The sequence below is a fragment of the Seohaeicola saemankumensis genome (assembly GCF_042678485.1).
GTDB classification, from domain to species: Bacteria; Pseudomonadota; Alphaproteobacteria; order Rhodobacterales; family Rhodobacteraceae; genus Seohaeicola; species Seohaeicola saemankumensis.
In genome coordinates, this window is record NZ_JBHTKR010000002.1 from 486,479 (window position 1) to 511,539 (window position 25,061).

A 25,061-nucleotide genomic window follows, 5' to 3' on the forward strand; every position below is an offset into this window, starting at 1 on the left:
ATGACGTCAAAACGTCCAGATGCATCACTTTGTTCCGAAAACCCGGGCAAAGATCGTGTCGACATGTTTGGTATGATACCCGAGGTCGAATTTTTCCTCGATCTCGGCAGGGCTCAGGGCAGCAGTCACATCGGGGTCCGCCAGCAGTTCAGTCTTGAAGTCGGCGCCCTTCTCCCAGACTTTCATCGCGTTGCGCTGCACCAGTGTATAGGCGTCCTCGCGGCTGACACCGGCCTGCGTCAGGGCCAGAAGCACCCGCTGCGACATTACCAGACCGCGGAATTTGTTCATGTTGGCCAGCATGTTGTCGGGATAGATCACCAGTTTGTCGATCAACCCGGTCAGCCGCGCCAGCGCGAAATCAAGCGTCACGGTCGTGTCCGGCCCGATCATCCGCTCGACCGAGGAATGCGAGATGTCGCGCTCGTGCCAGAGGGCCACGTTTTCCATCGCGGGCACCACGGACATCCGCACAAGGCGCGCAAGGCCGGTCAGGTTTTCGCTGAGCACGGGATTGCGCTTGTGCGGCATCGCGCTGGACCCTTTTTGGCCCTTGCTGAAAAATTCCTCGGCTTCCAGCACCTCTGTGCGTTGCATGTGCCGAATTTCGATGGCGATATTCTCGATGCTCGAGGCGATCACGCCAAGTGTTGCGAAAAACGCGGCATGACGGTCACGGGGAATCACCTGCGTGCTGATGGGTTCGGGCAGCAGGCCCAGCATCTTGCAGACATGTTCCTCGACCGCCGGGTCGATATTGGCGAAGGTGCCGACAGCGCCACTGATCGCGCCGGTCGCGATTTCCGCGCGCGCGGTATGCAGACGGCGCAGGTTGCGATCCATCTCGGCGTAGAAGCGCGCGAAGGTCAGACCCATGGTTGTCGGTTCTGCATGAATCCCGTGGCTGCGGCCGATCCGCACCGTGTCCTTGTGCTCATAGGCGCGGCGCTTGAGCGCGGCCAGCAGCGCCTCCATATCCGCGATCAGCAGATCGGCGGCGCGGGTCAGCTGCACGTTCAGGCAGGTGTCCAGCACATCCGACGATGTCATGCCCTGGTGCACGAAGCGCGCCGCATCCGATCCGACATGTTCGGCCAGATGGGTCAGGAAGGCGATCACGTCATGCTTTGTCACGGCCTCGATCTCGTCGATGCGGGCCACGTCGAACTCCACATCCTTGGCCTTCCAGACGGCTTGGGCGTTTTCGCGCGGGATCACCCCCAGCTCGGCCATGGCGTCGCAGGCATGGGCTTCGATCTCGAACCAGATGCGGAATTTCGTTTCGGGCGACCAGATCGCGACCATCTCGGGCCGGGAATAACGAGGGATCATTGGATTTCCTTGGTTGGCAGCGGTTGGCGCTGTCTTTAACGGGGGCTAGTCTTGGCGGCAAGTCTTGGTGGCAGATGTTGGCGGGGAAGCGGATGATCGGGCTGATGGATTTCGAAGGACGCTGGCGGCTGGACCGGCAGATCACGGATACCCGGGGGGCGGATGCGTTGTTCACGGGGTGGGCGGTGTTCGCGGCGGATGCAGAGGGTCTTGATCTGCATGAGGCAGGACGGCTGGAGTTGAAGGGGCAGGGCGGTTTTCAGGCGGAACGGCGGTACCTGTGGCGCCAGGATGGGGCGGGCATCGCGGTCCTGTTTGCCGACGGGCGCGCCTTTCACCGCTTCGATCCCGCCGCCAGGACGGCGCTGGCCGATCACTGGTGCGACCCCGACACCTATGAGGTGCGCTATGATTTCAGCGGCTGGCCGGTCTGGCGCGCGGAATGGCGCGTCACGGGACCGCGCAAGGATTACGTCATGACATCGGTCTATACACCGGCTGCGGGAATATCCCCCAAAGAATGATCCTTGCCCCTTGCGGTGTTATGGGGGCTAGGGCAGAAACAGAGACGAAGTAACTCAGGATAGGAGGCTTGCGTATGGCGCTTGCACTGACAAACAAGGTTCTGACCGAGGCGATCGCCCCGCGCGAAGGCACACAGCTGCTGATCAAGCAGGCAGCGCTGGTGGTACTGGGCATCGCAATTCTGGCGGTTGCCGCAAAGATCAAGGTGCCGATGTGGCCGGTGCCGATCACCATGGGTACATTCGCTGTGCTGACGATCGGCGCGGCCTATGGCGCGCGGCTGGGTCTGTTGACGATCCTGGGCTACATGATCATCGGCGCGCTGGGGTTCGACGTTTTCGCGGGATCGTCCGCCGAAGCTTATGGTCTGACCTATATGATGGGTGGCACAGGCGGCTATTTGCTGGGCTACGTGATGGCCACGGTCGCCCTGGGCTGGTTCGCGCAGGCAGGCTGGGACCGGTCGGCCGGCAAGATGGCGCTGGCGATGCTGGCGGGCAACGTGCTGATCTATGTGCCGGGCCTGATCTGGCTGGGCATGCTTTATGGCTGGGACAAGCCCATCCTTCAGTGGGGCTTGACGCCATTCCTGCTGGGTGACGCGCTGAAGCTGGCGTTGGCTGCGGCCCTGCTGCCTGCCCTGTGGGCGCTGGCAGGCCGCGCCCGCGGCTGACCATCCTGCACCAAGACGATGAAGAAAGCGCAACCATGTGTTGCGCTTTTTTCGTTTTTCACCACCGTATCTGGTGTAGCGACGCGATATGTATAGGTGTCACGCCCCTGTCATAAATAAATGATGCGTGATTTTTCGGGGCGCCAGATCCTTTGTTGCGGGCTGTTTCGACACCGAAAGAACGGCCGCGTTCTCAATACAAGATAGTCGAAAGTATGGCGGTCAATATCTTTTGCACCGCAGGCCGCGTTGTGACGGTCTGGGTGAAGATATCCACAGCCAGGGCTTCCTGCCGTTTCGGCCAAAAATCAAGTAAAATCAGAGGGTAAGTCGCAGAAGAGAACAACCCAAAGTGGTTAATGTGGCGGATATTCGCCGATCATTAGTACCGTAAAAGTGTTGCATCTTTTCAAATATGGAAAAAATAAGGCAGAAAAGAGGAGTAAAAATCACTTTGGTCTAGACGGTGATCGGTATTTTTCATCTACTGGCAAAAAAAATGAGAGCAGGCAATGAAACATAGCAGAGCATCCTCCGGGGGCGTACCTTCGCGGTCCGTTTTTCCCGAACTTATGCCTGCTGGCAATAAACAGCCAGAGGTAGTGGGCGTTCGTCTGCGTGACCTGCTGCCAGATCTTCCCGCCGTAAAGCCCAAGATACCCGAGGCCGTTTCCGCGGTCATGGGGCATGTGAAGACCACGACCCTGTCCTTTTCCAACATCCATCTTTACGGCGATTTGTTTGTCAGTCTGCTGAAGGCGCGCAAGAAGACATTTATCGACCAACTGCGCTGGAGCCTGCCCGAGGCAGAGGGGATGGAGTTTGATCAATACGACACACCGCTGAGCCGCTGGATCGTCGTGCATGAGTTCGGCGAGATCCTGGCCGGTATCCGCCTGACACCCACGACCGCGCGCTGCGGGGTGTATTCATATATGCTGCGCGACGCGCAAAAAGGGATGCTGGACAGTATCCCGACGGACGTGCTGTTCTTCGAGGCGCCCGTGAACCCCCAGATCTGGGAGGCATCGCGCCTGTTCGTGTCCAGTGATGTTCCGGCCCACAGACGGCTTGCGGTGCAGGCGGCCCTTATGGGGCAATTGAGCCAGTCCGCGCGCAGCTATGGCGCGACGCATGTGATCGGGATCGTTCCCGCTGTCTGGTCGCGGTGGCTGAGGCGGCTGGATCTGAGCGCGGTCCCCGTTGGGCCGAAATTCTCGATCGACGAGACGGTCAGCCAGGCTGCGCTGTTCACCGTCGCCAAATATGTCAACTAAGGTCATCTTCGGGTTTATTTCTGAAGGCATACAAGGCATCGCGCGTATGTTCCTGCGTGGTGCCTTGATTATTTCGCATTTCCCAATCGCCACTTGCGTATCCAGACTTCAATGCTCGAACTTTACCATGTGGCAGCCTTTTTGTTGTCATATTCCCGAAATATCCATTGTTCTGCGATGTTTGCGTTCTCAGTGGGTTTTCCGGTCTTCTGCCTTTGCGGTTTCTGGGCTGAACAGAAGTTCAACCTGAAGCGTTAGAAAGGGAACCGGGAAGGACATGTCCATTCGGGTGCGATGCAGAGGCACGGTGTATTGACCGTTTAATGGATAATGGTTCGTCGGCCAGGCGCAGAAACCGGGACAGATCCGGAACGCCAGGCAGACATTATGACAGGCAATTGAAGGTTGGGCCGATCCTTGAACGGTCCGAAAAACGGAGATCCTCGAGATCATGGCTATCGTCGATCAATTCCTGACCAATAAGGACGATTGGTATCCAATCGAGCGGCTGGAGCGACAGCTGAAGGATTACATCAACGTTGGCGACAACTTGATCTGGCAGCGCCAGGCAATCTTTCTGGCCGCCACGATGCTTGCGGCCTTCTACTTCAATCCCGTCGTCTCTGTTTCAGCTTATGCAGCGGTGCTTTTCACCGAAGTGCTGGACCTGATCCTTGCGCGCAGGGTGAACCAATGGACCGACCACGATCCTGAACGGGCCCGCTTTTTCCTGATCTGGGTGATGTTCAACACCGTCGCCAGCGCGCTGTCGATCAGCCTGTTCGTGATCATGATCACCTTGCAGCAGACGACCGGGGGGCATTTCACGCCCTTGTTCTTCCTTTTCGCCGCATCCTTGTTCGCGGCGGTGAATAACCATCAACTGCTGCCGGCACTGTTCCTGCGCCTGATCATCTATGGGCTGACCTTCATCTTCATCGGCACCTGGGACATCATCCGGCTGAACCCGCCTCTGCATTCCGAGGTCTGGCTGCAATTCTTCACGGTCGCCTTCGTGATGTATTTCATCGTTGATTGCTCTTTCGTCTTCCTGCGGCTTTATCGTCGTGGCCTGATGCAGATCGAAGAAATCACGCTGGAGCACCAGAAGACGAAAGCGGCGCTGGAGATCAAATCGCAGTTCCTGTCCACGGTCAGCCATGAGCTGCGTACGCCGCTCACGTCGATCAAGGGGACGCTGGACCTGGTCAATAGCGGTGTGCTTGGCCCGCTGCCTGACCAGATGAAACCGGTGCTGGCCGTTGCGGGCAAGAACAGCAAGCGCCTTGCCGACCTGATCAACGATCTTCTGGACCTGCAAAAGATCGAGGTGGGTGAAATGGCATTCCGCTTTGACCTGCTGAATGTGCGTAACCTGGTCGATGACTCGGTCGCGATGAGCGAAGGCTACGCCGAGCAGATGGGCGTGACACTTTCCGTGACCCACGCGGATGAGGATGTGTTCATCAATGGCGATGAGGACAGGCTTTCCCAGGTGATGGCGAACCTGATTTCGAACGCATCGAAGTTTTCGCACAAGGGCGGCACGGTCGACATCCAGGTCAAGCGTCATGACGGAAAGGTCCGCATCTATGTCAAGGACAAGGGTGTCGGCATTCCGGATAACGCCAAGGAGCGGGTCTTTGGCCGCTTCAGCCAGGTGGATTCATCCGATCAGCGCCGCGTCGGCGGCACCGGACTTGGCATGAACATTTCGAAGAAGATCGTGGAACGTCACGATGGTCAGATTGATTACGAAAGCACGCTTGGCAAGGGGACGACCTTCTTCATCGAGTTCGATATCGTACCCCAGGCCAATGTTGCTCCGCATGCGGATGCGATCCCCTTGGGCAATCGCAAGACCGCTTGATCCGTTGCTGGCGGGGGTGGCTGTACTGTCGCACCTCGGCACAACTTTCAGGAGCAGATCGGTGACACGGCTTGATCGTGCGGCTGATCTGACAGAATGTGACCCAAGGGCCGGTCTGGCCCGTTTTGTGCAGTAAATGGTTTCCGGTTCTCGCATTGCCCGACTATGGGGCGTCAAAGGCGGCTGATATGGAAAAACTGCAACGTATCCTGCATGTTGATGATGCCGAAGACATTCGGATGATCATCAAGATATCCCTCGAAATGATCGGGGGCTATCATGTGGATCAATTTGAATCCGGACAAGAGGCCATGGACGGGGCCAAAGGATGCAATCCGCAATTGTTCCTGCTGGATTTCATGATGCCCGACATGGATGGAATGGAAACCTGGAGCGCCCTCAAGACGCTACCGGGCTTTGCTGATATTCCTGCCGTCTTCGTCACGGCCAAGGCGGAAGACAATTTTTCGCAGAACATGCTGAACAAGGGCGCCTTGAGCGTGATCACCAAGCCCTTCGATCCGGCCGAGCTTTGCGCCGAGATCGAAAAGGCATGGTCCGCCCATTTGGAAAAAATCGAAGGATCCGTCTGAGCGCAAGGCGTCAGCGCGCCAGAACCGTATGGATGGTGCTGCTTTGGCTGAGCGTGCGATGGACGGGACATTTGTCCGCAATCGCCAGCAGCCGGGCGCGTTGCTCTTCTGTCAGGTTGCCTTCCAGGTGGATTTCCCGCCGAAAACTGTCGATCTTGTCGCCCATGCCTGACTTGGCATCCTGTGCATGCATCTTGTCATGGCAGACATCCACCCGCACATGATCCAATGGCCAGCCCTTGCGGCGGGCATACATGCGGATCGTCATGGATGTGCAGGCCCCCAGACCCGCCGAGATGAAACCATAGGGGGACATGCCCCGGTTGGTGCCGCCATAGGCGCGGGGTTCATCGGCCAGGGCGTGATGCTGCGGCCCGGCGATCACATCCTGCAGGAAGCCATCCGGGTCGGCCTCGGATACGCGCACGATCCCCTCTGGAACACCGGGGGGTGGTGCGGGAGGGCGCAGGTCAAGGTAACGGCTGGCCCAACTGGCCATGACTTCGGCGGCGTAGTCGGCATCGGTCGCCCGGCTGATCAGGTGATCCGCGTCATCCAGGGTGACAAAGCTTTTCGGGTGACGCGCGGCGGTGAAGATGCGCGTGGCATTGTCGATCCCGACGATGGCATCACGTGGGGCATGCATCACCAGAAGTGCGGCCTTCAGCCGCTGAAGCTCAGGCGCGATCGAGGCGGCCTCGACATCCTCGACGAAGCTGCGGGTGATGCGGAACGGCCGGCCCCCCAGATCAACCTCGGCTTCGCCCCGGGTGCGGATAAGGTCCAGCGCATCGCCGAAGTTATGGGTTACATGGGCGGGATCGAAGGGGGCGCCCAGCGTGACCACGGCCTTGACCCCGGCGATGTCCGGCGCGGCCTTGAGGATGGCCGCACCGCCCAGCGAGTGACCGATCAGCAGACTGGCCGGCATGCCCTGTTCGGTCAGCCAGGACGCGGCGGCCCGGATATCGGCGACATTCGAGGTGAAGCCCGTATTGGCGAATTCACCCCCCGAATGGCCAAGCCCGGTGAAGTCGAACCGCAAGACGGCAATTCCCATCGCCGCAAGCCGCTGCGCGATGCGACGGGCGGCGGCGATATCCTTGGAGCATGTAAAGCAATGCGCCAGCAACGCAGTGGCCAGATGCGGACCCTCGGGCAGGTCAAGCCGCGCGGACAGATCGCTGCCCTCATGCCCGGTAAAAGTGATATGTCTGCTTGCCATGTGCCTGTCCTGACCGTGTCGTTCAAGACTGGGCCCGCAGGGGGCAGGCCGCAACCCATGTGTCAGGGGTCTCACGCCAAGGTGACGCCGCGCGAGGTTTTCGCAGGCCGCGCGGTCACGCGCCGCAAAGCGCCGGGTCGAAAGGATAACGGGTCAGGTTCTCGTGCCCATCCTCGGTGATCAGCACTTGATCTTCCAGTTTGATCGAGAAATCCCCGCCTTCGGGGCTGATCAACGCCTCGACGCAGAGGACCATGCCGGGTTCGAGAACATAGTCATAGGCGCCCTCGACGAAGTTGTCGGGATAGCAGATCAGAGGCCATTCATCGCACAGCCCGACCCCGTGCATCAGGCAGCCGTATTTGCCGCGCTGGTACTGGGGGGCGAGGGTATGGGCCTTGAACGTCAGATCGCGCAGCGGCACCCCCGGTTTCAACAGGGACATGTTGTGGCGGATATGGTCGACCCCGTGCTGCATGGCCGCGATCATGTCCGGCCGGGGCGCGCGGTCGCCGATCCACCATGTTCGGCTGATGTCGATGCAGATCCCGTAGGCGCCGATCAGGTCGGTATCGAAGGCCACGATCTCGTTGTTCTGGATGATGCGCGGGCCGCATTCCTGAAACCAGGGGTTCGTGCGCGGGCCAGAGGCCAGAAGCCGCGTTTCGATCCATTCGCCGCCGCGCCGGATGTTTTCCGCATGTAGCACGGCCCAGACATCATCTTCCGACATGCGGGCCTGCGGGATGCCCTCACGCGCGGCGCGTTCCATGCCGGCCACGGCGGCTTCGCAGGCATGCGAGGCGCAGCGCATCGCAAGGATCTCGTCCGGTCCCTTTACCGAACGGGCCTTTTCGGTCAGCTCCTCGCCCTCCATGATCTGCAAGCCCTGTGCTTCCAGTGCGCGCAGTCCGTGCAGCATGATCTTGTCCACGGCCAGCCGCTTGTTGCTGCCCGCATGGGCCGTCAGAAGGGCGCGGACCTCGTTGGCGAAGACGTCTGCCGCCACATCCACCTTGTCGCCCCGGTCGAAATAGAACAGGTCCGCGCCAGAGCGTTGTTCGCGCACCAGCGGGTTGAACCGGCTAAGGAACATGGCGTTCTTGTAATCCCAGATCACCATGTAGCCATCCGCGCAGATCAGCACGGCGCGGAACGGGTTATGGGTGTTCCACAGTTGCATGTTCGTGCTGTCGGTGGCGTAGCGGATGTTCAGCGGATCGAACAGCAACACCCCCGCATAATCGCGCGCCTGGATAGCCTGGACCAGGCGGTCGAATCGGTACTGTCGCATCTTCGGCAGATCGGGCAGGGTCAGCCCCGCGGCGGCCCATTCCTCGAAGGCAAGAAGGGTTGGCCCGATTTCCACCCGGTCCATGTCGTTCGGGCTGCCGTCGGCCAGGGTGGCGCCGCGCGTGGGGTCGATCTTGCGCCGATCGCTGTAATGCTGGTTCATCGTTGTCTCTCCGCTGCTGGGCCAGCATCTTCTTGCAGGGCGGCGGCTGTCCGTTCCCAAACCGACTTGCACAGTGGTCGTTTTTTGGAACAGATTGCGCCATGACAGCGATCCTTCAGACACGCCTTGGCTATGATCCGACCCGCCGCAATCCGCTGCCGGGCATTGCGCCCATGGACCCTGATGACTGGATCATCGTGGATGATGCCCATGGCCCGCAGATGGCGGAACGGGCGCGCCTGCTGGCGGCGCAGCGCGACAGGGTGCTGGCGCTTGATGAAGGGGCGCGGCCCGCGGCGCTGGAGCTGCTGGACGCGGTCCTTGCGGTTCTGGCCCGCCGCGCGGATCACGCGGTCGGGGCAGGGCGGGTGCGTCGCCCGGATGGTGTGACGGTCACCATCGACCGGGACGATCCGATGGGCACATTGGGGCATCTGGTGCAGCAGGATCTGTGCCTGATGGAAAAGCGCGGGGATGAACATGTTCTGACCGCCGCGGTGCTGTGCTTTCCGGCAAGCTGGACGCTGGACGAAAAGTTCCTGCGCCCCTTGACGGGGATTCATGTGCCGGTCGACAGTTACGACGACACCATGGCACGGCGCGTGCAGCGGTTGTTTGACGGGGTGCAGATTGGCCGCCCCCTGTGGCGGTTCAATGCGCTATGGTATGTCGATCCCGCCTTGCACCAGCCCCGGCGCGAGAACGATCGCAGGCCCGAGCGCGGCGCCCAAAGCGCCGACTACCTGCGGACCGAGCGGCAAAGCCTGGTGCGGCTGCCGCAGACCGGCGCGGTTGTCTTTGGCATTCACACAACTGTGCTGGCCCGCGATGTCGTGCAGATGCTATGGCCGGACGCGGTGTGATCAGCCGTCGATGCGCCGGGCCATGATCGCGATGGCCTTCTGATAGACGCCGGCCGCGTTCCATTCCTGGATGACCCGGAAATTCGGCTCACCCTCCTGGTAGCCCTTGCCGGGTTCCCAGCCTTTCTGGCGCAGGAAATTCGCCGTGGATGCAAGGGCGTCGGTCATGTTGTTCATGTCAACGCGCCCGTCGCCATTGGCATCGACCGCATAGGCCAGGACATTGCCCGGCAGGAATTGCGTGTGCCCCAGCTCGCCATGTTTCGCGCCGACCGACTGCGGCGAGATGCTGCCGCGGTCCACCAGTTGCAGTGCCGCGATCGTGTGGCCTGCAAAGAAGGCGGATCGCCTGCAGTCATAGGCAAGGGTGGCAATCGCGGACAGGACATTGCTGTCGCCCATGAACGTGCCGAAAGCGGTTTCCATGCCATGGATGGCGATGATCACGCCTGCGGGCACGCCATATTGCCGTTCCAGCGCATCGTAGAAAGCGGCATCCCGCGCCTTGCGACGTTTGCCCTGGGCCACGATCGTATCGGCGCCGCGCACCTGCATGAATTTCTCAAGCGTGTAGCCAAAGCTTTTCTGATTGCGGTCTGCCGCGATGGTGCGGGTGGCATAGGTCGTGCCAGCCAGGCCCGCCAGCCCCCGGTCACCCACGCCAGCCTGTGCCGCGACCTTTGCGAAATCCCGCTTCCAGGCATCGAACCCGGCCGCGGTATTGCCGCATTGCGCGGCGAGGACCGGGCTTGCGAACGCCAGGGTCATGGCGGCCAAAAGGCCCTTTGCGGCAAGGCCAAAAGGTATCTGAATGAAATTGCGGAACATATGACACACCCGAACGCTATCGTCACAGCATAGCCGCCCATCTGGCGGCTAGCAATCGGATTGCCGGTCGGATGCGCTGTGGTCAGATGGGCAGATAGGACAGAAGCTGACCGATGACGGGCAGGCTGCCCAGTTTCGAGATCGCGGAGTCGATCAGGCCGAACCGATCCATGCCGGTGAACATCCCGGTCAGGGCCAGGGCCGTGAGGGCCAGACGCAAGTCTTCGCCGCGCAGCAGGTTATAGACCATCAGGGCAATGCCGATCGGCATCGAGATCAGGCTGACAATCAACGAGATCGCCCATGTTGCAACGCGCGCGGTGGTGCTTGGCTCTTCCATCAGGCCATAGGGTTCATAGGCATCATCCGCCGCGGCGGCCTGCGCGGATGGCGCGGACCCTTGCGTGTTGATCACAGAGGCATCGATGTCGCGCGCGAAAACGGCTCGCAGATAGGGCAGGCCAGAGGTGTCTTGCTGTGTGGCTGTGGCTTCGATCGCCTCGTCCGGGCGGGCCTGGTTTTCCAGCCGTTCACAGGTGTCTTCGATATCCGGGAAAAGACGTGACATGGTAGCCCCCCCTTTCTGGTGCAGCGGCAGGATCGGCGTGGGGCGCTTGCGCCTGTCTGCTTCGTCCTCGCTGTTGCGCGCACGATCCGAGGCCGAGACGCGGCGCGGCGTGACCTTTTCAAGCACCGACAGGAAAGAGGATGTCGACAACATCATGTCCGGCTGAAGCCATTGCACATAGTCGGGATCAAGCACCTGCGCCAATTCCAGCGTGGCCAGGGCAAGGGCGGAATGGGCTGTCGCGGTGGAACGTTCCGCCTCGCGCAGGCTGGGCAGGGCGGACGGCAGCTTGACGATGGTCACTGTCAGGGTCTGGGTGACGCAGTCGACCTTCAGATCCGCGTCCTGATCGGGCGCGCTGCCGTCGCTCATGGCCAGTTCCATGGTCTGCACGCCGCCGGACTGTTCAGCGTCCCGGTGGTTTTCCATCATGTTCATATGCAGCTCGAAACCACCCAGCCCCATCTTGAGATGAGTCTGCGACATCATCTCGGACAGGCCGACGCGGAAACCACGCGTGCCAAGCACGCGCTCTAGCCGGGTTGCCAGCAACGGAAGATCCAGGGGTCTCGTACCGAGAAATACCAATCCAGAAGTGCACCGAGTGTTGTCCATACGCATGACAGCCTCCGCGGGGAAATTTTCAACCCCCCATTCATGGTCAATGAAATGGGGCATTTTTTGTTCCAAATCCGGTAAGCTTGCGGCATCGGGCGGAAATCATGGATTTCATCACCCCGGCCTGCCATGATTTTGCCCAGAAACGGCAAAGGGCGCCCCGAAAGGCGCCCTTTTTGTGACCTTGGCGGATTTCTCCGCGACTCGGTGGTCGCGGAGACTCCTTGATCAGCAGCTGTAGTAGTTCTTGAACTCGACCGGGTGCGGAGTCATGTCGTACTCTTCGACTTCTTCCATTTTCAGGCCGATATAGGCCATGATCTGGTCTTTCGTGAACACGTCCCCAGCCAGCAGATAGTCCATGTCCTTCTGCAGCTCCTCCAGCGCCTCGCGGAGCGAACCGCAGACGGTGGGGATGCCGGCCAGCTCTTCTGCGGGCAGGTCATAGAGGTTCTTGTCCATGGCTTCGCCCGGATCGATCTTGTTCTTGATCCCGTCAAGGCCAGCCATCAGCAGGGCCGAGAACGCCAGGTAGGGGTTCGCTGCCGGATCGGGGAAGCGGGCTTCGACGCGCTTTGCCTTCGGGCTTTCCGTCCACGGAATACGAACGCAACCCGAGCGGTTGCGTGCCGAATAGGCGCGCAGAACGGGGGCCTCATAGCCGGGCACCAGGCGCTTGTAGCTGTTGGTGGTCGGGTTGGTGAAGGCGTTCAGCGACTTGGCATGCTTCAGGATGCCGCCGATGAAATACAGCGCTTCCTGGCTCAGGTCGGCATATTTGTCGCCCGCGAACAGCGGCTTGCCGTCTTTCCAGATCGACATGTTCACGTGCATGCCCGAACCGTTGTCGCCCTTGATCGGCTTCGGCATGAAGGTTGCCGAACGGCCATAGGCCAGCGCCACGTTGTGGATGACGTACTTGTACTTCTGGATGTTGTCGGCCTGCTCGGTCAGCGTGCCGAAGATCATGCCCAGCTCGTGCTGCGAGGTCGCAACTTCGTGGTGGTGCTTGTCGACCTTCATGCCCATGCGCTTCATGGTGGACAGCATTTCCGAACGGATGTCCTGACCGTCATCCGCGGGGTTGACCGGGAAATAGCCGCCCTTGTAGCCGGGACGGTGGCCGGTGTTGCCCATTTCGAATTCGGTGTCGGTGTTCCATGCCGCGTGATCCGCATCCACCTGGTAGGAGACCTTGTTCGGGGTGACGGAGTAACGCACGTCGTCGAACAGGAAGAATTCTGCCTCGGGGCCGAAATAGGCGCTGTCGCCGATCCCGCTGGACTTCAGGTAGGCTTCTGCCTTTTCGGCCGTGCCGCGCGGGTCACGGTCATAGGATTCGCCAGTGTCGGGTTCGACGACCGAGCAATGGATGCAGATGGTCTTTTCGGCGTAGAACGGATCGATGTAGACGCTGTCGGTGTCGGGCATGAGTTTCATGTCCGAAGCTTCGATCGACTTCCAGCCAGCGATCGACGAGCCGTCGAACATGAAGCCTTCTTCAAGGAAGTCTTCATCGACCAGATCGGCTACGACAGTCACGTGCTGCAGCTTGCCGCGCGGATCGGTGAAGCGAATGTCGACATATTCGACATCCTCGTCCTTGATCAGTTTGAGAACTGCGTTCTTGCTCATTCCCTAATCCCTTTCGTTTTGTGGGGTAGATTACAGCGCGTCCGAACCGGATTCGCCGGTACGGATGCGGATGGCCTGTTCAACCGGGCTGACAAAAATCTTGCCGTCGCCGATCTTGTCCGTCTTGGCCGCATCGATGATCGCCTCGATCGCGGCATCGACCAGATCGTCATCAAGAACGACCTCGATCTTCACCTTCGGCAGGAAGTCCACGACATATTCGGCACCACGATAAAGTTCCGTGTGACCTTTCTGCCGGCCAAATCCCTTGACCTCGATCACCGAAAGACCCTGGACGCCGGCGTCCTGAAGGGCTTCCTTGACCTCATCCAGCTTGAACGGCTTGATGATCGCTTCGATCTTTTTCATCCAGGGTCTCCTCGCCTTATGCTCCAAAGGCGTCAGACCATTTATGCCGAGGTGCCACAATCGGGCAGCCAGCGCATTCCTGCGGTGTGCTGCGGGATTCCTTTGAGTTGATGAAAAAATATGCAGAATGCTGAAATAAAGGGCAGAAAAAGAACGGTACTGAGCAAAATGCACCAGATAATCACGGCCGATCAAATGAGGTTGCTTGAAAATTCGGCAATGGAGTCGGGCCGCGTGACGGGTCTGACACTGATGCGCCGCGCCGGAGCGGGTGTCATCGCCGCCACCCTGGACGCCTGGCCCGCATTGGCCTCGGGCGTGCATCACGCGCTGATCCTGTGTGGCCCCGGCAATAACGGGGGGGATGGTTATGTCATCGCCTGCGGGTTGCGGCAGCGCGGCTGGCACGTCGGGCTTTGCGCCTCGCGTGCCCCGTCGCCGGGCGGGGATGCGGCCAGGACCGCAGGGGATTGGCTGGCCGACGGGGGTGAGATCCTTCCGCTGGAAGCCTGTACCGACGTGTTGACCGCCCTGGTGCAGTCCGCCGCGGGGCGTCCGGTCCTGGTGGTTGATGCGCTGCTGGGGATCGGGCAGGGCCGCAGCACAGACGCGATCCTGGCCCAGTGGTGGCAGGCACACGACGAGGTCATGCAATCCGCGCCTGCAACACGGCTGCTTGCGGTGGCGGTCGATCTTCCCACGGGGTACGATTGCGATACAGGACAGCCCCTGGGGCAGCGCCCCTTCGCGGCCGACCTTGTCGTGACCTTCCACGCGCGCAAACCCGTGCATGAGGATCTGGACAAGGCGGGCGTGAGGACAGTTGTGGTGCCGATCGGATTGTAACGCCATGATGCGCGCGTGTGATGCGCGACAGAAAGGATGCCCATGGACCGTGCCCCCCGAACCTTTGTCATGACCCATGATCTGCGTGACCGGCTTGGAAAGCCGGTGGCGGGGCACAAGTACATGCATGGGCACGCGCTGATCCTGTCGGGGGGGGCAGGCAAAAGCGGTGCGGCGCGGCTGGCGGCGCGTGGGGCCTTGCGGGTGGGCGCAGGGCTGGTGACGCTGGCCGTGCCCGCCGCGGCGCTGCCCGAAGTGGCCGCACAGATCACGGCGATCATGCTGCGTGGCCTGCACGATGCCGATGATCTGGCCGCGATTCTTGCCGATGCGCGGATCACCGCGCTTTGCCTTGGGCCGGGGCTTGGTGTGGGCGACGCCGAAGCGCGCCATCTTGGCATGGTGCTGTCCGCGGCACGGCCCACGGTTCTGGATGCGGATGCGCTGACGCTGCTGGCCCATGACGCGCAGTTGCGCCGCGCGCTGCATGACGGATGCGTCCTGACCCCGCATGACGGCGAGTTTCTGCGACTGTTTCCAGAGTGCCGGGATGATCTGGGGCATCAGGACGGGCGCGTTGCGGCGCTGCGCATGGCGGCCGCACGGCTGGGTTGCACGGTTGTGCTGAAAGGTCCGGGCACCTTGCTGGCCGGGGTGGATGGACGTCTGTGGCAGCATCCCGTCGCGGCCGACGGGGCGATGGCCTGGCTGGCCACAGCCGGATCCGGTGATGTGCTGGCAGGATTCATGACGGGGCTTCTGGCACGCGGGTTCCCGGCCGAGGCTGCTGCGAACCTCGGCGTGTGGCTGCACGGTCAGGCGGCCCGGCGCTTTGGTCCGGGTCTGATCGCTGAGGATCTGCCCGAAGCGCTGCCAGGCGTCTTCCGCGATCTGGGTCTGTAAGCCGCCGGTCTTGACGCCGCGTGCCGCGCCCGCGTCAGGCGCCTGTCATGGCGGATGTGGTTGACGCGCAGAGCGTTTCCAGCCCGTCTGCATAAACGATCTGGTTCGTCTCGAGGGTCAGATGGACCATCTTCTTTTCGCCCCCCCGCAGCAGCGCAAGTCCCGTCACCTCTGGAAGGACCTGGGCCAGATCAACGGCGGCAACAAGGCAGGATGTCTGGCCTGAGGCGTCCATGGCCAGGCGGCCACGCAACAGGATGGGGTGATCCGCCGCCAGAACCGTATCCCGCTGCGGCATCTGGGGGCCAAGCGAACCTGCGGCAATCGTCACGAAATCGCCGAAGCGCCGAAAAAACGCGATCCCGCCGATTTTCATGATCCCGGTGTTGCGGGTGATGATCCGGTCGCCCGGTCCCAGCAGTTCGACAGGGATCGCGCCTTCGGCGGTCAGAACGATGGTGCCGGCAACAAACGCGGTTTGCGGCGGTGGTGTAAAGGTCGCGTTCATGCGGCGACCGCGCCGCGGGGCATTCTGCGGGTCATGGGGTTTTCAAGGCAAACGCTTTGGCGTCCCTGCATCGGGGAGATGTCCTGTTTCATGGTCGCTGCTCTTTTTCTTTTTTACCGCAACATAGGTGAATGTCGGGTGAATGTCCTGCTGATATTTGGAAGCTCGGACCCCATGCGCCCGCTGAAGGGCAGGTTTGGTCGAACGCCTTGCCTGAACGGTTGCAAGCGCCCTTGCTACCTTGGCGTCGGGGCGATTTTTCCTCTCGCATCCCTTATCAGGGTTTGCTAGACAGCGCCGGAACCGCGGGCAGCCTCCATTTCCGGATGGGGTTGCCTGCGTTTGGTTTTCGCGGGTGTGGCGAAATTGGTAGACGCACCAGATTTAGGTTCTGGCGCCGCAAGGCGTGGGGGTTCAAGTCCCTCCACCCGCACCAGAGATATGGAAAAGGACGAAAAGAATGCAGGTCACCGAGACCCTGAAAGACGGCCTCAAGCGTGAATACGAGATCATCGTGACAGCCGCCGAGCTGGAAGCGAAGGTCAACGAGAAATTGGCCGAGGCCCAGCCCGAAGTGGAAATGAAGGGCTTTCGCAAGGGCAAGGTGCCGATGGCGCTGCTGAAGAAGCAGTTTGGCCCGAAGGTTCTGGGCGAAGCGATGCAGGAAAGCGTCGATGGCGCCATGAGCCAGCATTTCGAAACCACGGGCGACCGTCCCGCGCTGCAGCCGCAGGTCACCATGGTCGATGGCGAAACCTGGAAAGAGGGTGACGACGTCAAGGTCAAGATGGCCTATGAAGCACTGCCCGAGATCCCCGAACTGGACCTGAGCGGCGTCAAGCTGGAGCGTCTGGTGGCCAAGGCCGATAACGCCGCCATCGACGAGGCGCTGGCCTCGCTGGCGGAGACTGTGCAGGATTTCACCGATCGCAAGAAAGGCTCCAAGGCCAAGGACGGCGATCAGGTCGTGATCGATTTCGTCGGCAAGGTCGATGGGGAAGCCTTTGAAGGCGGTTCCGCCGAAGACTACCCGCTGGTTCTGGGCTCGGGCTCGTTCATTCCGGGTTTCGAAGAACAGCTGGTCGGCGTGAAGGCCGGTGAAGAAAAGGCCGTGACGGTCAAGTTCCCCGAGGAATACGGCGCGGCCAACCTGGCGGGCAAGGACGCCGTGTTCGATTGCACCGTGAAAGCGGTGAAGGAACCGAAAGCCGCAGCCATCGATGACGAGCTGGCCAAGAAATTCGGCGCCGATGATCTGGCCGCACTGAAGGGTCAGATCGCAGAGCGTCTGGAAGCCGAATATGCCGGCGCTGCCCGCGCCATCGTCAAGCGCGGCCTGCTGGATGCGCTGGATGGTCTGGTCAAGTTCGACCTGCCCCCCAGCCTGGTCGAGGCCGAGGCGAACCAGATCGCGCATCAGCTGTGGCACGAGGAAAACCCCGATGTCCACGATCATAACCACGACAAGATCGAACCGACCGACGAGCATAACAAGCTGGCCGAGCGTCGCGTGCGCCTGGGCCTGCTTCTGGCCGAAACCGGTCGCAAGGCCGAGATCGAAGTGACCGATGCCGAGATGACCCAGGCGGTGATGGCGCAGGCGCGCCAGTATCCGGGCCAGGAGCGTCAGTTCTTCGAGTTCATCCAGCAGAACGCCCAGATGCAGCAGCAGCTGCGCGCGCCGATCTTCGAGGACAAGGTCGTCGACCATATCCTTGGCATGGCGTCGGTGACCGACAAGGACGTGAGCAAGGAAGACCTTCAGAAAGCCGTCGAGGCGCTGGACGAAGAGTGATCCCATCCGACCCCTGGGGTCGCATGTCACAAAGCCGCATTTGGGGGCCACCTTTTCGGGGTGGCCCCTTTTTCATGGCAATCGCGATCGCCGCCCCTGCTTGACCGCGTGGGACCATCGCGCCCAAGCTGCGGCACGTCAGTCAGACGGAAGGGGGCGCTATGGATTTCACGGGCTTCACCGGCGAGGGTTTTCGCGCGTTTCGGGACAGTGACCGTCCCGGTCCCATTCACATGATCAACCTGGTGCGTCTGCATGAACGTGCGCGTTATGACGATGGGCGGTTGGCGACCGGGGCTGAAGCCTATGCCGCTTATGGGCAGGGAGCGGCCCCCGTATTGGCCCGGTTGGGAGGGCGTATCGTCTGGCGCGGGTCCATGGAGTTGATGCTGATCGGACCGGCATCCGAACAGTGGGATCTGTGCTTCATCGCCGAATACCCGTCGGTGGCGGCTTTTGTCGAGATGATCAAGGACCCGGATTATCGTGCGGCGATGGTGCATCGGCAGGCCGCCGTGGCGGATAGCCGGCTGATCCGCACCGCGCCCTTGCCCTTGGGCGACAATTTCGCGGGCTGATCGGGCGGCTGATCAGCGCAAGCCATGAAAAAACCGCGCAGGGTGGGCCTGCGCGGTTTCCAAGGTAAGGTGTCTTGCGACAGATGGGCCTTAGCGGCCCATGTCCTCACCGTCTTCGTTCGCGGCACCGATCTCATCGAAGAGTTCGGAGATTTCGAATTCCGCTTCGGCTTCGGCTTCGGCGGCCAGTTCCTGGATCGATTTGCCCGCGGCCTGCAGTTCCGCCTCTTCGGCGGAACGGGCAACGTTCAGCTGGATCGTCACTTCGACTTCGGGGTGCAGCGTGACGGACACGTCATGCAGGCCCAGATCCTTGATCGGACGAGTCAGTACGATCTGCTTGCGATCGACGGTAAAGCCACCTGCTTCGGCTGCTTCGGCCGCATCGCGCGGCGTGACCGACCCGTAAAGCGCGCCGCCATCAGAGGCAGAGCGAATCACGATGAAGGTCTGACCGGCCAGGCGTGCGCCCAGTGCTTCGGCTTCCTTGCGGGTTTCCAGGTTGTTTGCTTCCAGCTGCGCCTTGCGGGCTTCGAAATCGGCGATGTTACGCTCGGAGGCGGTCAGCGCCTTGCCCTGGGGCAGCAGGTAGTTGCGTGCGAAACCGGACTTGACGGACACGACATCGCCCATCTGGCCCAGCTTGGCCACGCGCTCAAGAAGGATTACTTGCATCTGCTTTTCTCCTTACTTCACGGCATAGGGCAGCAGGGCGAGGAAGCGGGCGCGCTTGATGGCGCGCGACAGTTCACGCTGCTTCTTTGCCGAAACGGCGGTGATGCGGGACGGTACGATCTTGCCACGCTCGGAAATGTAGCGCTGCAGCAGACGGGTGTCCTTGTAGTCGATCGCGGGAGCATTGTCGCCCGAGAAGGGGCAGACCTTGCGGCGACGGAAAAACGGTTTTGTAGCCATGGTTTAGCGTCCTTTGTTCTGGCGTATGATCAACGGCGTTCGCGGCGTTCGCCGCGGTCACCGCGATCGGGGCGGTCACCACGGTCGCCACGGTCCGGGCGGTCGCCACGGTCGGGCCGGTCGCCACGATCACGATCGTCGCGCTTCTGCATCTGCACCGAGGGGCCTGCGACATGTTCATCGACCTTGATGGTCAGAACGCGCATGACATCGTCATGCAGGCGCATCAGGCGCTCCATCTCCTGCACGGCGGTGGCCGGTGCATCGGTGCGCAGAAGGGCATAGTGACCCTTGCGGTTCTTGTTGATCTTGTAGGCCATCGTCTTGACGCCCCAGTATTCGCTGTCCACGACGGAACCGCCGTTATCAGCAAGAACTGTGCCGAAATGTTCGATGAGACCCTCGGCCTGCGTGTTGGACAGGTCCTGGCGGGAAATGAAGACATGCTCGTAAAGCGGCATGTGCACTCCTTGTTTTTCAAGCGCATTTCATAGGAGGGCCGATCCTTCCGCGACCCATCCACGAGAGACTGCGCGGTTCAACGAAACTGCGGAAGGAACGCGGCCTATACGATGGTTCGCCTTGCATGGCAAGCACCAAGGCCGCTTTTGGGGCCATGTCGCGGCGGGCGCCCGCGGCATGGTGCTTTGGGCTGTCGGAAACCGGCCCGGCAAGCGTCTTGACCCGAGTTCAGCGGATTTGTGCCGCACTGCTGCCTTTATTGCATCGAACAATGCAGCAATAGCACGGAGGATGTGAGATGGTTTCTTTTTCAGACGTTTTGCCAGTGAAGTCTATTCTTTCGCCTGCAACGGCGGGTGCGACCAAGGGACAGGCTGCACCGGAAAGGGCGCCCCGACATGGCTGGCGCGCGGTATCAGGCCTGTCGCGTTTCATCGGTGTCGTTCTGATGCTGGCCGCGGTCGGTGTCTGGCTGATCTCGGCGCCCCTCATGGATGCACAGATGATGCTGCTGCGGCTTGGGGTGTCGGTCTTGTTCATGTGTCTGGGGCTGGTTCTTCTGCACGCGGGTCGCCGGACCGCGCGTGACGAAATCCATCTGGACCGGCGCGCCGGAGAGTTGCGCCACATCCGGCGCGGCCATGACGGCATCGGCCGGGTTCGTCAGAGGATCACCCTGAACAAGCTGACCGAGGTCGTGATCGACGAGGACCGCCTTCTGCTGCGGGGGGATTGCGGCCAGATCCTGCTGGAACTGTCCGGGCTGGAACGCGACCAGTTGCTGTCGCTGCAAAAGCAGGTGCAATCGGTCTGACCCTTCGGCAACCCCGACATCCGCACAACTTCCGGGGTTGTTCATCTTCTCACAGGGTATGTGGTTTCCTGCGGAGTTGCCGTGGCGGCAAAAGGCAGCAACTTGAGGGCTTGTTCAAACCGATCCTCAAGGAGATGATCCCAGATGAAGACCACGCTTGCCGCCCTCGGACTTGCCGCCGCACTGACCGCAGCACCGGCATTTGCCGCGCCTGAAAAGTACATGCTGGATTCCAGCCACAGCCAGATCCTGTTTTCCTACAACCACCTGGGCTACTCCACGACCTGGGGCATGTTCTCGGGCTTTGCCGGCGAGATCATGTTCGACCAGGAAGACCCCGCCAATTCAAGCGTGACCGTGTCCATGCCGGTCATGTCGATGCTGACCGGATGGGAAGAGCGTTTCGCGCATTTCATGTCCGCTGATTTCTTCGGCGCTACCGAGGACGAGATGGTGACCTTCACGTCCACCGGTATCGAAGTGACCGGCGACAACACCGCCCTGATCACCGGCGATCTAACCCTGAACGGTGTGACCAAGGCCGTCGTGCTGGACGCCAAACTGAACCAGGTCGGCGAGCACCCGATGGCGAAGCAGCCCTGGGCCGGTTTCGATGCCACCACGACCGTGCTGCGCAGCGATTTCAACGTCGGCGCTTTCGCACCCTTCGTCAGCGACGAAGTGACGATCCAGATCTCGATCGAGGCCATGAAAGCCGCTGAATAATCGGCTTTCTCCCGACCAATGACAAAAGGCCGCCGGACATCTCCGGCGGCCTTTTTCATGGTTTGCGATACGATGCCGGATCAGTTGGCGGCAGGCATGCGCTGCGCTGTCAGGTTCACCGTGATGTCGACGCCGAAGGCCAGGGTGCTTTCCTCGGTGACGCTGCCGCCGATACCGAAATCGCGGCGGTCCAGTGTCAGTGATCCGGTCATCTGCGCCTGATCGTCCGTCACCACCAGATCAAAGGGCAGGGCGACCGGCACGGCATTATCCTTGATCGTCAAGGTCCCGTCCGCCACGAACCCCTGGTCGCGGCGCAGGATGTCACCTTCGAACACGGCGCGTGGATGTGTCGCCTGATCGAAGAAATCCCCGCCCATCGCCTGTCCGGTCACCGTCCCAAGCGAGAGGGACGCGATCGTGATCTCGACCCTGACGCGGCCGTTCACCTCTTGCGCGGGGTCGTCGGCAAAGCTGATCTGTGCGCTCCAGTCCGTGAACTGTCCGGTGACCGGGCTGCCCATCTGGCGGATCGCCAGGGCCAGCGTGCCCTCCTGGACCTGCCAATCGCCGGGCGCGGCGGTCGTGGCTGCGACAGGCGCCGGCCTGTTGACGTTGATCAGCGCCGGGGCCGCCCCCGCCGTGATGATGCCAAGCCAGATGACCCCCGCGGCCAGCAGCGGCAGCGCATGGCCCGGTTGCGCCGCGCTGGGGCTTTGACGCACGTTTGCGCGCGGCAGCATCCGGCGCAGGGTGTCGTCACGGTCGATCAGATGGTGTTTCAGCGCGCCGCCGACATGCAGCAGAATCGCGACAATCAGCACGCGGGAAGACAGGAAATGGACGGTGGTCGCCGCATCCGCGACGACGGTGCTTTGCGGCACGAAGGGCAGGGTCTGGCCCAGCGGCCACCAGATCGGGGCGAACCCGGTGGTGGCGGCATGATGAACCCAGCCTGAAAGCGGTGTCATCAGCATGGCCCCGTAGAGCAGCCAGTGAACGATGCCGGCCAGCGTCGCCTCGGCCGGGCGGGCGCCGTTCAGCAGGCCGGGACGGGGTTGCCTCAGCGCCCAGAGAATGCGCCCCAGCGCGGTCAGGAAGGCCGCGATGCCGATGGTCTTGTGCAACGAGAACAGCAGCGTGGCCTCTACGATCAGCGCGGTCTCGCCCGCGGCGATCCTGTGCGCCAGATCGGTTGCGATCAGGCCCAGCGGAATCGCGGTCAGGATCAGCAATGCTGTCAGCCAGTGAAATGTCTTGGCGACGCTGCCGTAAGTCTGGACGGTGTTGGTGCGGGGCATGGGGGGCTCCTCTGCGCGGTTACACGAGGAGGAATTTAGGTGACGCAGGCCGCGGGTCCAATCTGCCCGACCGCACAGTCTACGTGCGGCAATGCGCTGGGGCGTTGCGCTGGGGCGTTGCACCGGGGCGCCGGGCGCGTTATTCGGGCCCTATGGGATCAAAATGACCGCGCAGGGCCAGGCGCCAGGACACGGCAGGACGGAGGGGACAGGATGAGCAGAGCCTATGTATTTCCAGGCCAGGGCGCGCAGGCCATCGGCATGGGACGCGACCTGGCACAGGCCTATCCCGCGGCCAATGCCGTGTTCGAAGAGGTGGACGACGCCCTGGGCGAGAAACTGTCCGCCCTGATCTGGGAGGGCGAGCAGGACGCGCTGACCTTGACCCAGAACGCCCAACCCGCGCTGATGGCCACATCCATTGCCGTGATGCGCGCGCTGGAGGCAGAGGGCGTCAAGGTAACGGATGCGGCTTTCGTGGCGGGGCATTCGCTGGGCGAATATTCCGCGCTGGCGGCCGCAGGCGCACTGAGCGTGGCGGATGCCGCGCGTCTGCTGCGGATGCGCGGGCGCGCCATGCAGGAGGCGGTGCCGGTCGGCGTCGGGGCGATGGCGGCGTTGCTGGGTCTGGATTTCGACACTGCGCGCGCGGTCGCGGATGAGGCGGCACAGGGCCAGGTCTGCCAGGCGGCGAATGACAATGATCCGGCGCAGGTCGTGATCTCGGGCCACAAGGCTGCCGTGGAGCGCGCGGTCGAGATCGCGCGCGGCAAGGGCGCCAAGCGCGCCGTGATCCTGCCGGTAAGCGCACCCTTTCATTGCGCCCTGATGCAGCCCGCGGCAGAGGTCATGCGCGCGGCGCTGGCGGAGGTGACGTTGAATGCCCCCGCCGTGCCGCTGGTGGCCAATGTGCGCGCCGAGGCGGTCAGCGACCCCGACCTGATCCGGGCCTTGCTGGTCGAGCAGGTGACAGGCTCGGTCCGCTGGCGCGAAAGCGTGATGTGGATGGCGGCGGAAGGTGTGACCGAAGCGTGGGAAGTGGGGGCAGGCAAGGCGCTGACAGGCATGATCCGCCGGATCGTGCGCGAGATGGAATGCCGCGCCATCGGCACCCCCGAAGACGTGGCCGCAGCGCTTGCTGCCCCCAATTGAGGATAAGACATGTTTGATCTGACAGGAAAATGCGCGCTGATCACCGGCGCATCTGGTGGTATCGGCGGCGCGATTGCCCATGCGCTGCATGGCGCGGGCGCGACCGTGGCGCTGTCCGGCACGCGGGTAGAGCCGCTTGAGGCGCTGGCCGCCGAGCTGGGTAGCCGCGCGCATGTGCTGCCCTGCAACCTGAGCGATGCCGCCGCCGTCGAGGCGCTTCCGAAGCAGGCGATCGAGGCGATGGGTGCTGTGGATATCCTGGTCAACAATGCAGGCATCACCCGCGACCAGATCTTCATGCGCATGTCGGATGACGAATGGCAAAGCGTTCTGGATGTGAACCTGACCTCGACCATGCGTCTGTGCCGTGGCGTGATGCGCCCGATGATGAAGGCACGCTGGGGCCGGATCATCAACATCTCGTCCATCGTCGGCGCGACCGGCAATCCGGGGCAGGCGAATTACGCGGCCTCGAAGGCCGGCATGGTGGGGATGACGAAATCCATCGCCTATGAGGTGGCCAGCCGTGGAATCACCGCCAACGCGGTCGCCCCCGGTTTCATCGCGACGGCCATGACCGACAAGCTGAACGACGATCAGAAGGCCGCGATCAACACCAAGATCCCGGCCGCGCGCATGGGCGCGCCCGAGGAAATCGCGGCGGCCGTGCTTTACCTTGCCAGCCCCGAGGCGGGTTATGTCACTGGTACGACACTGCATGTGAACGGCGGGATGGCGATGATCTGATCCCGCGCTGTCCCCGTCCTGTGCGGGGCGCGGGGAAAGCGTTTGCCAATGGCGCACCATGTGCTATAGGCCACGCAGATTTGCCGGGGGCGCCGTTTCAGGCGCCCTTGGACGTCCTGCCTTGCGGGATGACGAGCCGCCCGATACACAGGGCATCACGAAGTGCCGCGCCTTCGGGCAAGGGCAGATAAATGGGCAAAGCGCCCGAACGGTATGAGGACTTGGACATGAGCGATATCGCAGACCGCGTGAAGAAGATCGTGGTGGAACATCTGGGTGTGGACGAGGACAAGGTTGTCGAGAACGCTTCGTTCATCGACGATCTGGGTGCTGACAGCCTGGATACGGTCGAACTGGTGATGGCCTTCGAAGAGGAATTCGGCATCGAGATTCCCGACGACGCGGCAGAAACCATCCAGTCCTTCGGCGACGCGGTGAAATTCATCACCGAAGCCTCCTGAGGCGCGACGCATCTTAGAAAA

General features: G+C 61.8%; 27 protein-coding genes and 1 tRNA gene. 16 read left to right on the top strand and 12 right to left on the bottom strand.

What is annotated here, in order from left to right; all coding sequences use genetic code 11:
- Positions 1 to 24 precede the first annotated feature (24 nt).
- Positions 25 to 1,332 carry an adenylosuccinate lyase gene (purB, locus tag ACFQ3C_RS06165; protein WP_380789630.1) on the bottom strand — a complete coding sequence of 436 codons (1,308 nt, stop codon included), beginning with the start codon at positions 1,330 to 1,332 and terminating at the stop codon, positions 25 to 27.
- A 74-nt stretch (positions 1,333 to 1,406) separates the two neighbouring features.
- Between purB and ACFQ3C_RS06170 the strand changes: the two genes are divergently transcribed.
- The 5 genes from ACFQ3C_RS06170 (at position 1,407) to ACFQ3C_RS06190 (ending at position 6,270) form a co-directional block, all read left to right on the top strand.
- Positions 1,407 to 1,856, top strand: coding sequence for a DUF6314 family protein (locus ACFQ3C_RS06170; RefSeq protein WP_380789632.1), 450 nt, complete (start codon positions 1,407 to 1,409; stop codon positions 1,854 to 1,856).
- A gap of 74 nt (positions 1,857 to 1,930) precedes the next feature.
- Entirely contained in the window at positions 1,931 to 2,530 is a 600-nt protein-coding gene (locus tag ACFQ3C_RS06175) for a biotin transporter BioY (protein WP_380789634.1), read from the top strand.
- Positions 2,531 to 3,132: 602 nt separating this feature from the next.
- Positions 3,133 to 3,807: an acyl-homoserine-lactone synthase gene (locus ACFQ3C_RS06180; protein ID WP_380789635.1), complete on the top strand. Its 675-nt coding sequence runs from the start codon at positions 3,133 to 3,135 to the stop codon at positions 3,805 to 3,807.
- Between the two features lie 451 nt (positions 3,808 to 4,258).
- Positions 4,259 to 5,677 carry a sensor histidine kinase gene (locus ACFQ3C_RS06185; RefSeq protein WP_380789636.1) on the top strand — a complete coding sequence of 473 codons (1,419 nt, stop codon included), beginning with the start codon at positions 4,259 to 4,261 and terminating at the stop codon, positions 5,675 to 5,677.
- A 188-nt stretch (positions 5,678 to 5,865) separates the two neighbouring features.
- Positions 5,866 to 6,270 carry a response regulator gene (locus ACFQ3C_RS06190; protein WP_380789637.1) on the top strand — a complete coding sequence of 135 codons (405 nt, stop codon included), beginning with the start codon at positions 5,866 to 5,868 and terminating at the stop codon, positions 6,268 to 6,270.
- 10 nt (positions 6,271 to 6,280) lie between these two features.
- Here the strand turns inward: ACFQ3C_RS06190 and ACFQ3C_RS06195 are convergent, their stop codons facing one another.
- Positions 6,281 to 7,495, bottom strand: coding sequence for a bifunctional alpha/beta hydrolase/OsmC family protein (locus ACFQ3C_RS06195; protein ID WP_380789638.1), 1,215 nt, complete (start codon positions 7,493 to 7,495; stop codon positions 6,281 to 6,283).
- 115 nt (positions 7,496 to 7,610) lie between these two features.
- Entirely contained in the window at positions 7,611 to 8,951 is a 1,341-nt protein-coding gene (dddP, locus tag ACFQ3C_RS06200) for a dimethylsulfonioproprionate lyase DddP (RefSeq protein ID WP_380789639.1), read from the bottom strand.
- 101 nt (positions 8,952 to 9,052) lie between these two features.
- Here dddP and ACFQ3C_RS06205 point away from each other — a divergent pair, with 101 nt between their 5' ends.
- Positions 9,053 to 9,814 (top strand): heme-dependent oxidative N-demethylase family protein, encoded by a 762-nt coding sequence (locus tag ACFQ3C_RS06205; RefSeq protein ID WP_380789640.1) that lies wholly within the window; start codon positions 9,053 to 9,055, stop codon positions 9,812 to 9,814.
- Here ACFQ3C_RS06205 and ACFQ3C_RS06210 read toward each other — a convergent pair whose 3' ends face one another.
- From ACFQ3C_RS06210 to ACFQ3C_RS06225, 4 genes are all read right to left on the bottom strand, one after another.
- A complete protein-coding gene (locus tag ACFQ3C_RS06210; protein ID WP_380789641.1) occupies positions 9,815 to 10,582 on the bottom strand; it encodes a lytic murein transglycosylase in 768 nt (255 codons plus the stop codon). It lies immediately after the preceding gene.
- A 142-nt stretch (positions 10,583 to 10,724) separates the two neighbouring features.
- Complete coding sequence (locus ACFQ3C_RS06215) at positions 10,725 to 11,762, bottom strand: hypothetical protein (RefSeq protein WP_380789643.1); 1,038 nt, start codon at positions 11,760 to 11,762, stop codon at positions 10,725 to 10,727.
- Positions 11,763 to 12,056: 294 nt separating this feature from the next.
- Positions 12,057 to 13,463: a type I glutamate--ammonia ligase gene (gene glnA, locus ACFQ3C_RS06220; RefSeq protein WP_068292864.1), complete on the bottom strand. Its 1,407-nt coding sequence runs from the start codon at positions 13,461 to 13,463 to the stop codon at positions 12,057 to 12,059.
- A 30-nt stretch (positions 13,464 to 13,493) separates the two neighbouring features.
- A complete protein-coding gene (locus tag ACFQ3C_RS06225; RefSeq protein WP_068292860.1) occupies positions 13,494 to 13,832 on the bottom strand; it encodes a P-II family nitrogen regulator in 339 nt (112 codons plus the stop codon).
- A gap of 195 nt (positions 13,833 to 14,027) precedes the next feature.
- Between ACFQ3C_RS06225 and ACFQ3C_RS06230 the strand changes: the two genes are divergently transcribed.
- Together ACFQ3C_RS06230 and ACFQ3C_RS06235 are read left to right on the top strand one after the other, a co-directional pair.
- Positions 14,028 to 14,678, top strand: coding sequence for an NAD(P)H-hydrate epimerase (locus tag ACFQ3C_RS06230; RefSeq protein WP_380789644.1), 651 nt, complete (start codon positions 14,028 to 14,030; stop codon positions 14,676 to 14,678).
- Positions 14,679 to 14,720: 42 nt separating this feature from the next.
- Positions 14,721 to 15,581 carry an NAD(P)H-hydrate dehydratase gene (locus ACFQ3C_RS06235; RefSeq protein WP_380789646.1) on the top strand — a complete coding sequence of 287 codons (861 nt, stop codon included), beginning with the start codon at positions 14,721 to 14,723 and terminating at the stop codon, positions 15,579 to 15,581.
- A 34-nt stretch (positions 15,582 to 15,615) separates the two neighbouring features.
- On the opposite strand, the gene ACFQ3C_RS06240 is transcribed toward ACFQ3C_RS06235, so the two are convergent.
- Complete coding sequence (locus tag ACFQ3C_RS06240; protein ID WP_380789648.1) at positions 15,616 to 16,089, bottom strand: Hint domain-containing protein; 474 nt, start codon at positions 16,087 to 16,089, stop codon at positions 15,616 to 15,618.
- Positions 16,090 to 16,440: 351 nt separating this feature from the next.
- On the opposite strand from ACFQ3C_RS06240, the gene ACFQ3C_RS06245 reads away from it, so the two are divergent.
- The 3 genes from ACFQ3C_RS06245 (at position 16,441) to ACFQ3C_RS06255 (ending at position 18,462) form a co-directional block, all read left to right on the top strand.
- A tRNA-Leu gene (locus ACFQ3C_RS06245) sits at positions 16,441 to 16,525 on the top strand.
- Positions 16,526 to 16,549: 24 nt separating this feature from the next.
- Positions 16,550 to 17,884, top strand: a complete 1,335-nt coding sequence (tig, locus tag ACFQ3C_RS06250; protein WP_380789650.1) for a trigger factor — start codon at positions 16,550 to 16,552, stop codon at positions 17,882 to 17,884.
- Between the two features lie 161 nt (positions 17,885 to 18,045).
- Entirely contained in the window at positions 18,046 to 18,462 is a 417-nt protein-coding gene (locus ACFQ3C_RS06255; protein ID WP_380789653.1) for a DUF1330 domain-containing protein, read from the top strand.
- A 90-nt stretch (positions 18,463 to 18,552) separates the two neighbouring features.
- Here the strand turns inward: ACFQ3C_RS06255 and rplI are convergent, their stop codons facing one another.
- The 3 genes from rplI to rpsF are packed head-to-tail and all read right to left on the bottom strand — an operon-like array spanning position 18,553 to position 19,838.
- Positions 18,553 to 19,137, bottom strand: a complete 585-nt coding sequence (gene rplI, locus ACFQ3C_RS06260; protein WP_380789655.1) for a 50S ribosomal protein L9 — start codon at positions 19,135 to 19,137, stop codon at positions 18,553 to 18,555.
- A 12-nt stretch (positions 19,138 to 19,149) separates the two neighbouring features.
- Complete coding sequence (rpsR, locus tag ACFQ3C_RS06265; RefSeq protein WP_068292848.1) at positions 19,150 to 19,377, bottom strand: 30S ribosomal protein S18; 228 nt, start codon at positions 19,375 to 19,377, stop codon at positions 19,150 to 19,152.
- Between the two features lie 29 nt (positions 19,378 to 19,406).
- Positions 19,407 to 19,838, bottom strand: a complete 432-nt coding sequence (gene rpsF / locus ACFQ3C_RS06270) for a 30S ribosomal protein S6 (RefSeq protein WP_380789660.1) — start codon at positions 19,836 to 19,838, stop codon at positions 19,407 to 19,409.
- Positions 19,839 to 20,164: 326 nt separating this feature from the next.
- On the opposite strand from rpsF, the gene ACFQ3C_RS06275 reads away from it, so the two are divergent.
- On the top strand, positions 20,165 to 20,653 hold the full coding sequence (locus tag ACFQ3C_RS06275; protein WP_380789663.1) for a hypothetical protein: 489 nt from the start codon (positions 20,165 to 20,167) through the stop codon (positions 20,651 to 20,653).
- 144 nt (positions 20,654 to 20,797) lie between these two features.
- Entirely contained in the window at positions 20,798 to 21,379 is a 582-nt protein-coding gene (locus tag ACFQ3C_RS06280) for a YceI family protein (protein ID WP_380789666.1), read from the top strand.
- Positions 21,380 to 21,459: 80 nt separating this feature from the next.
- Here ACFQ3C_RS06280 and ACFQ3C_RS06285 read toward each other — a convergent pair whose 3' ends face one another.
- Positions 21,460 to 22,680 carry a cytochrome b/b6 domain-containing protein gene (locus ACFQ3C_RS06285; RefSeq protein WP_380789669.1) on the bottom strand — a complete coding sequence of 407 codons (1,221 nt, stop codon included), beginning with the start codon at positions 22,678 to 22,680 and terminating at the stop codon, positions 21,460 to 21,462.
- Positions 22,681 to 22,893: 213 nt separating this feature from the next.
- Between ACFQ3C_RS06285 and fabD the strand changes: the two genes are divergently transcribed.
- The 3 genes from fabD (at position 22,894) to ACFQ3C_RS06300 (ending at position 25,040) form a co-directional block, all read left to right on the top strand.
- Positions 22,894 to 23,832: an ACP S-malonyltransferase gene (gene fabD, locus ACFQ3C_RS06290; protein WP_380789673.1), complete on the top strand. Its 939-nt coding sequence runs from the start codon at positions 22,894 to 22,896 to the stop codon at positions 23,830 to 23,832.
- Positions 23,833 to 23,841: 9 nt separating this feature from the next.
- Positions 23,842 to 24,579 (top strand): 3-oxoacyl-[acyl-carrier-protein] reductase, encoded by a 738-nt coding sequence (gene fabG / locus ACFQ3C_RS06295; RefSeq protein WP_380789676.1) that lies wholly within the window; start codon positions 23,842 to 23,844, stop codon positions 24,577 to 24,579.
- 227 nt (positions 24,580 to 24,806) lie between these two features.
- Positions 24,807 to 25,040, top strand: a complete 234-nt coding sequence (locus ACFQ3C_RS06300) for an acyl carrier protein (RefSeq protein WP_068293114.1) — start codon at positions 24,807 to 24,809, stop codon at positions 25,038 to 25,040.
- Positions 25,041 to 25,061 lie beyond the last annotated feature (21 nt).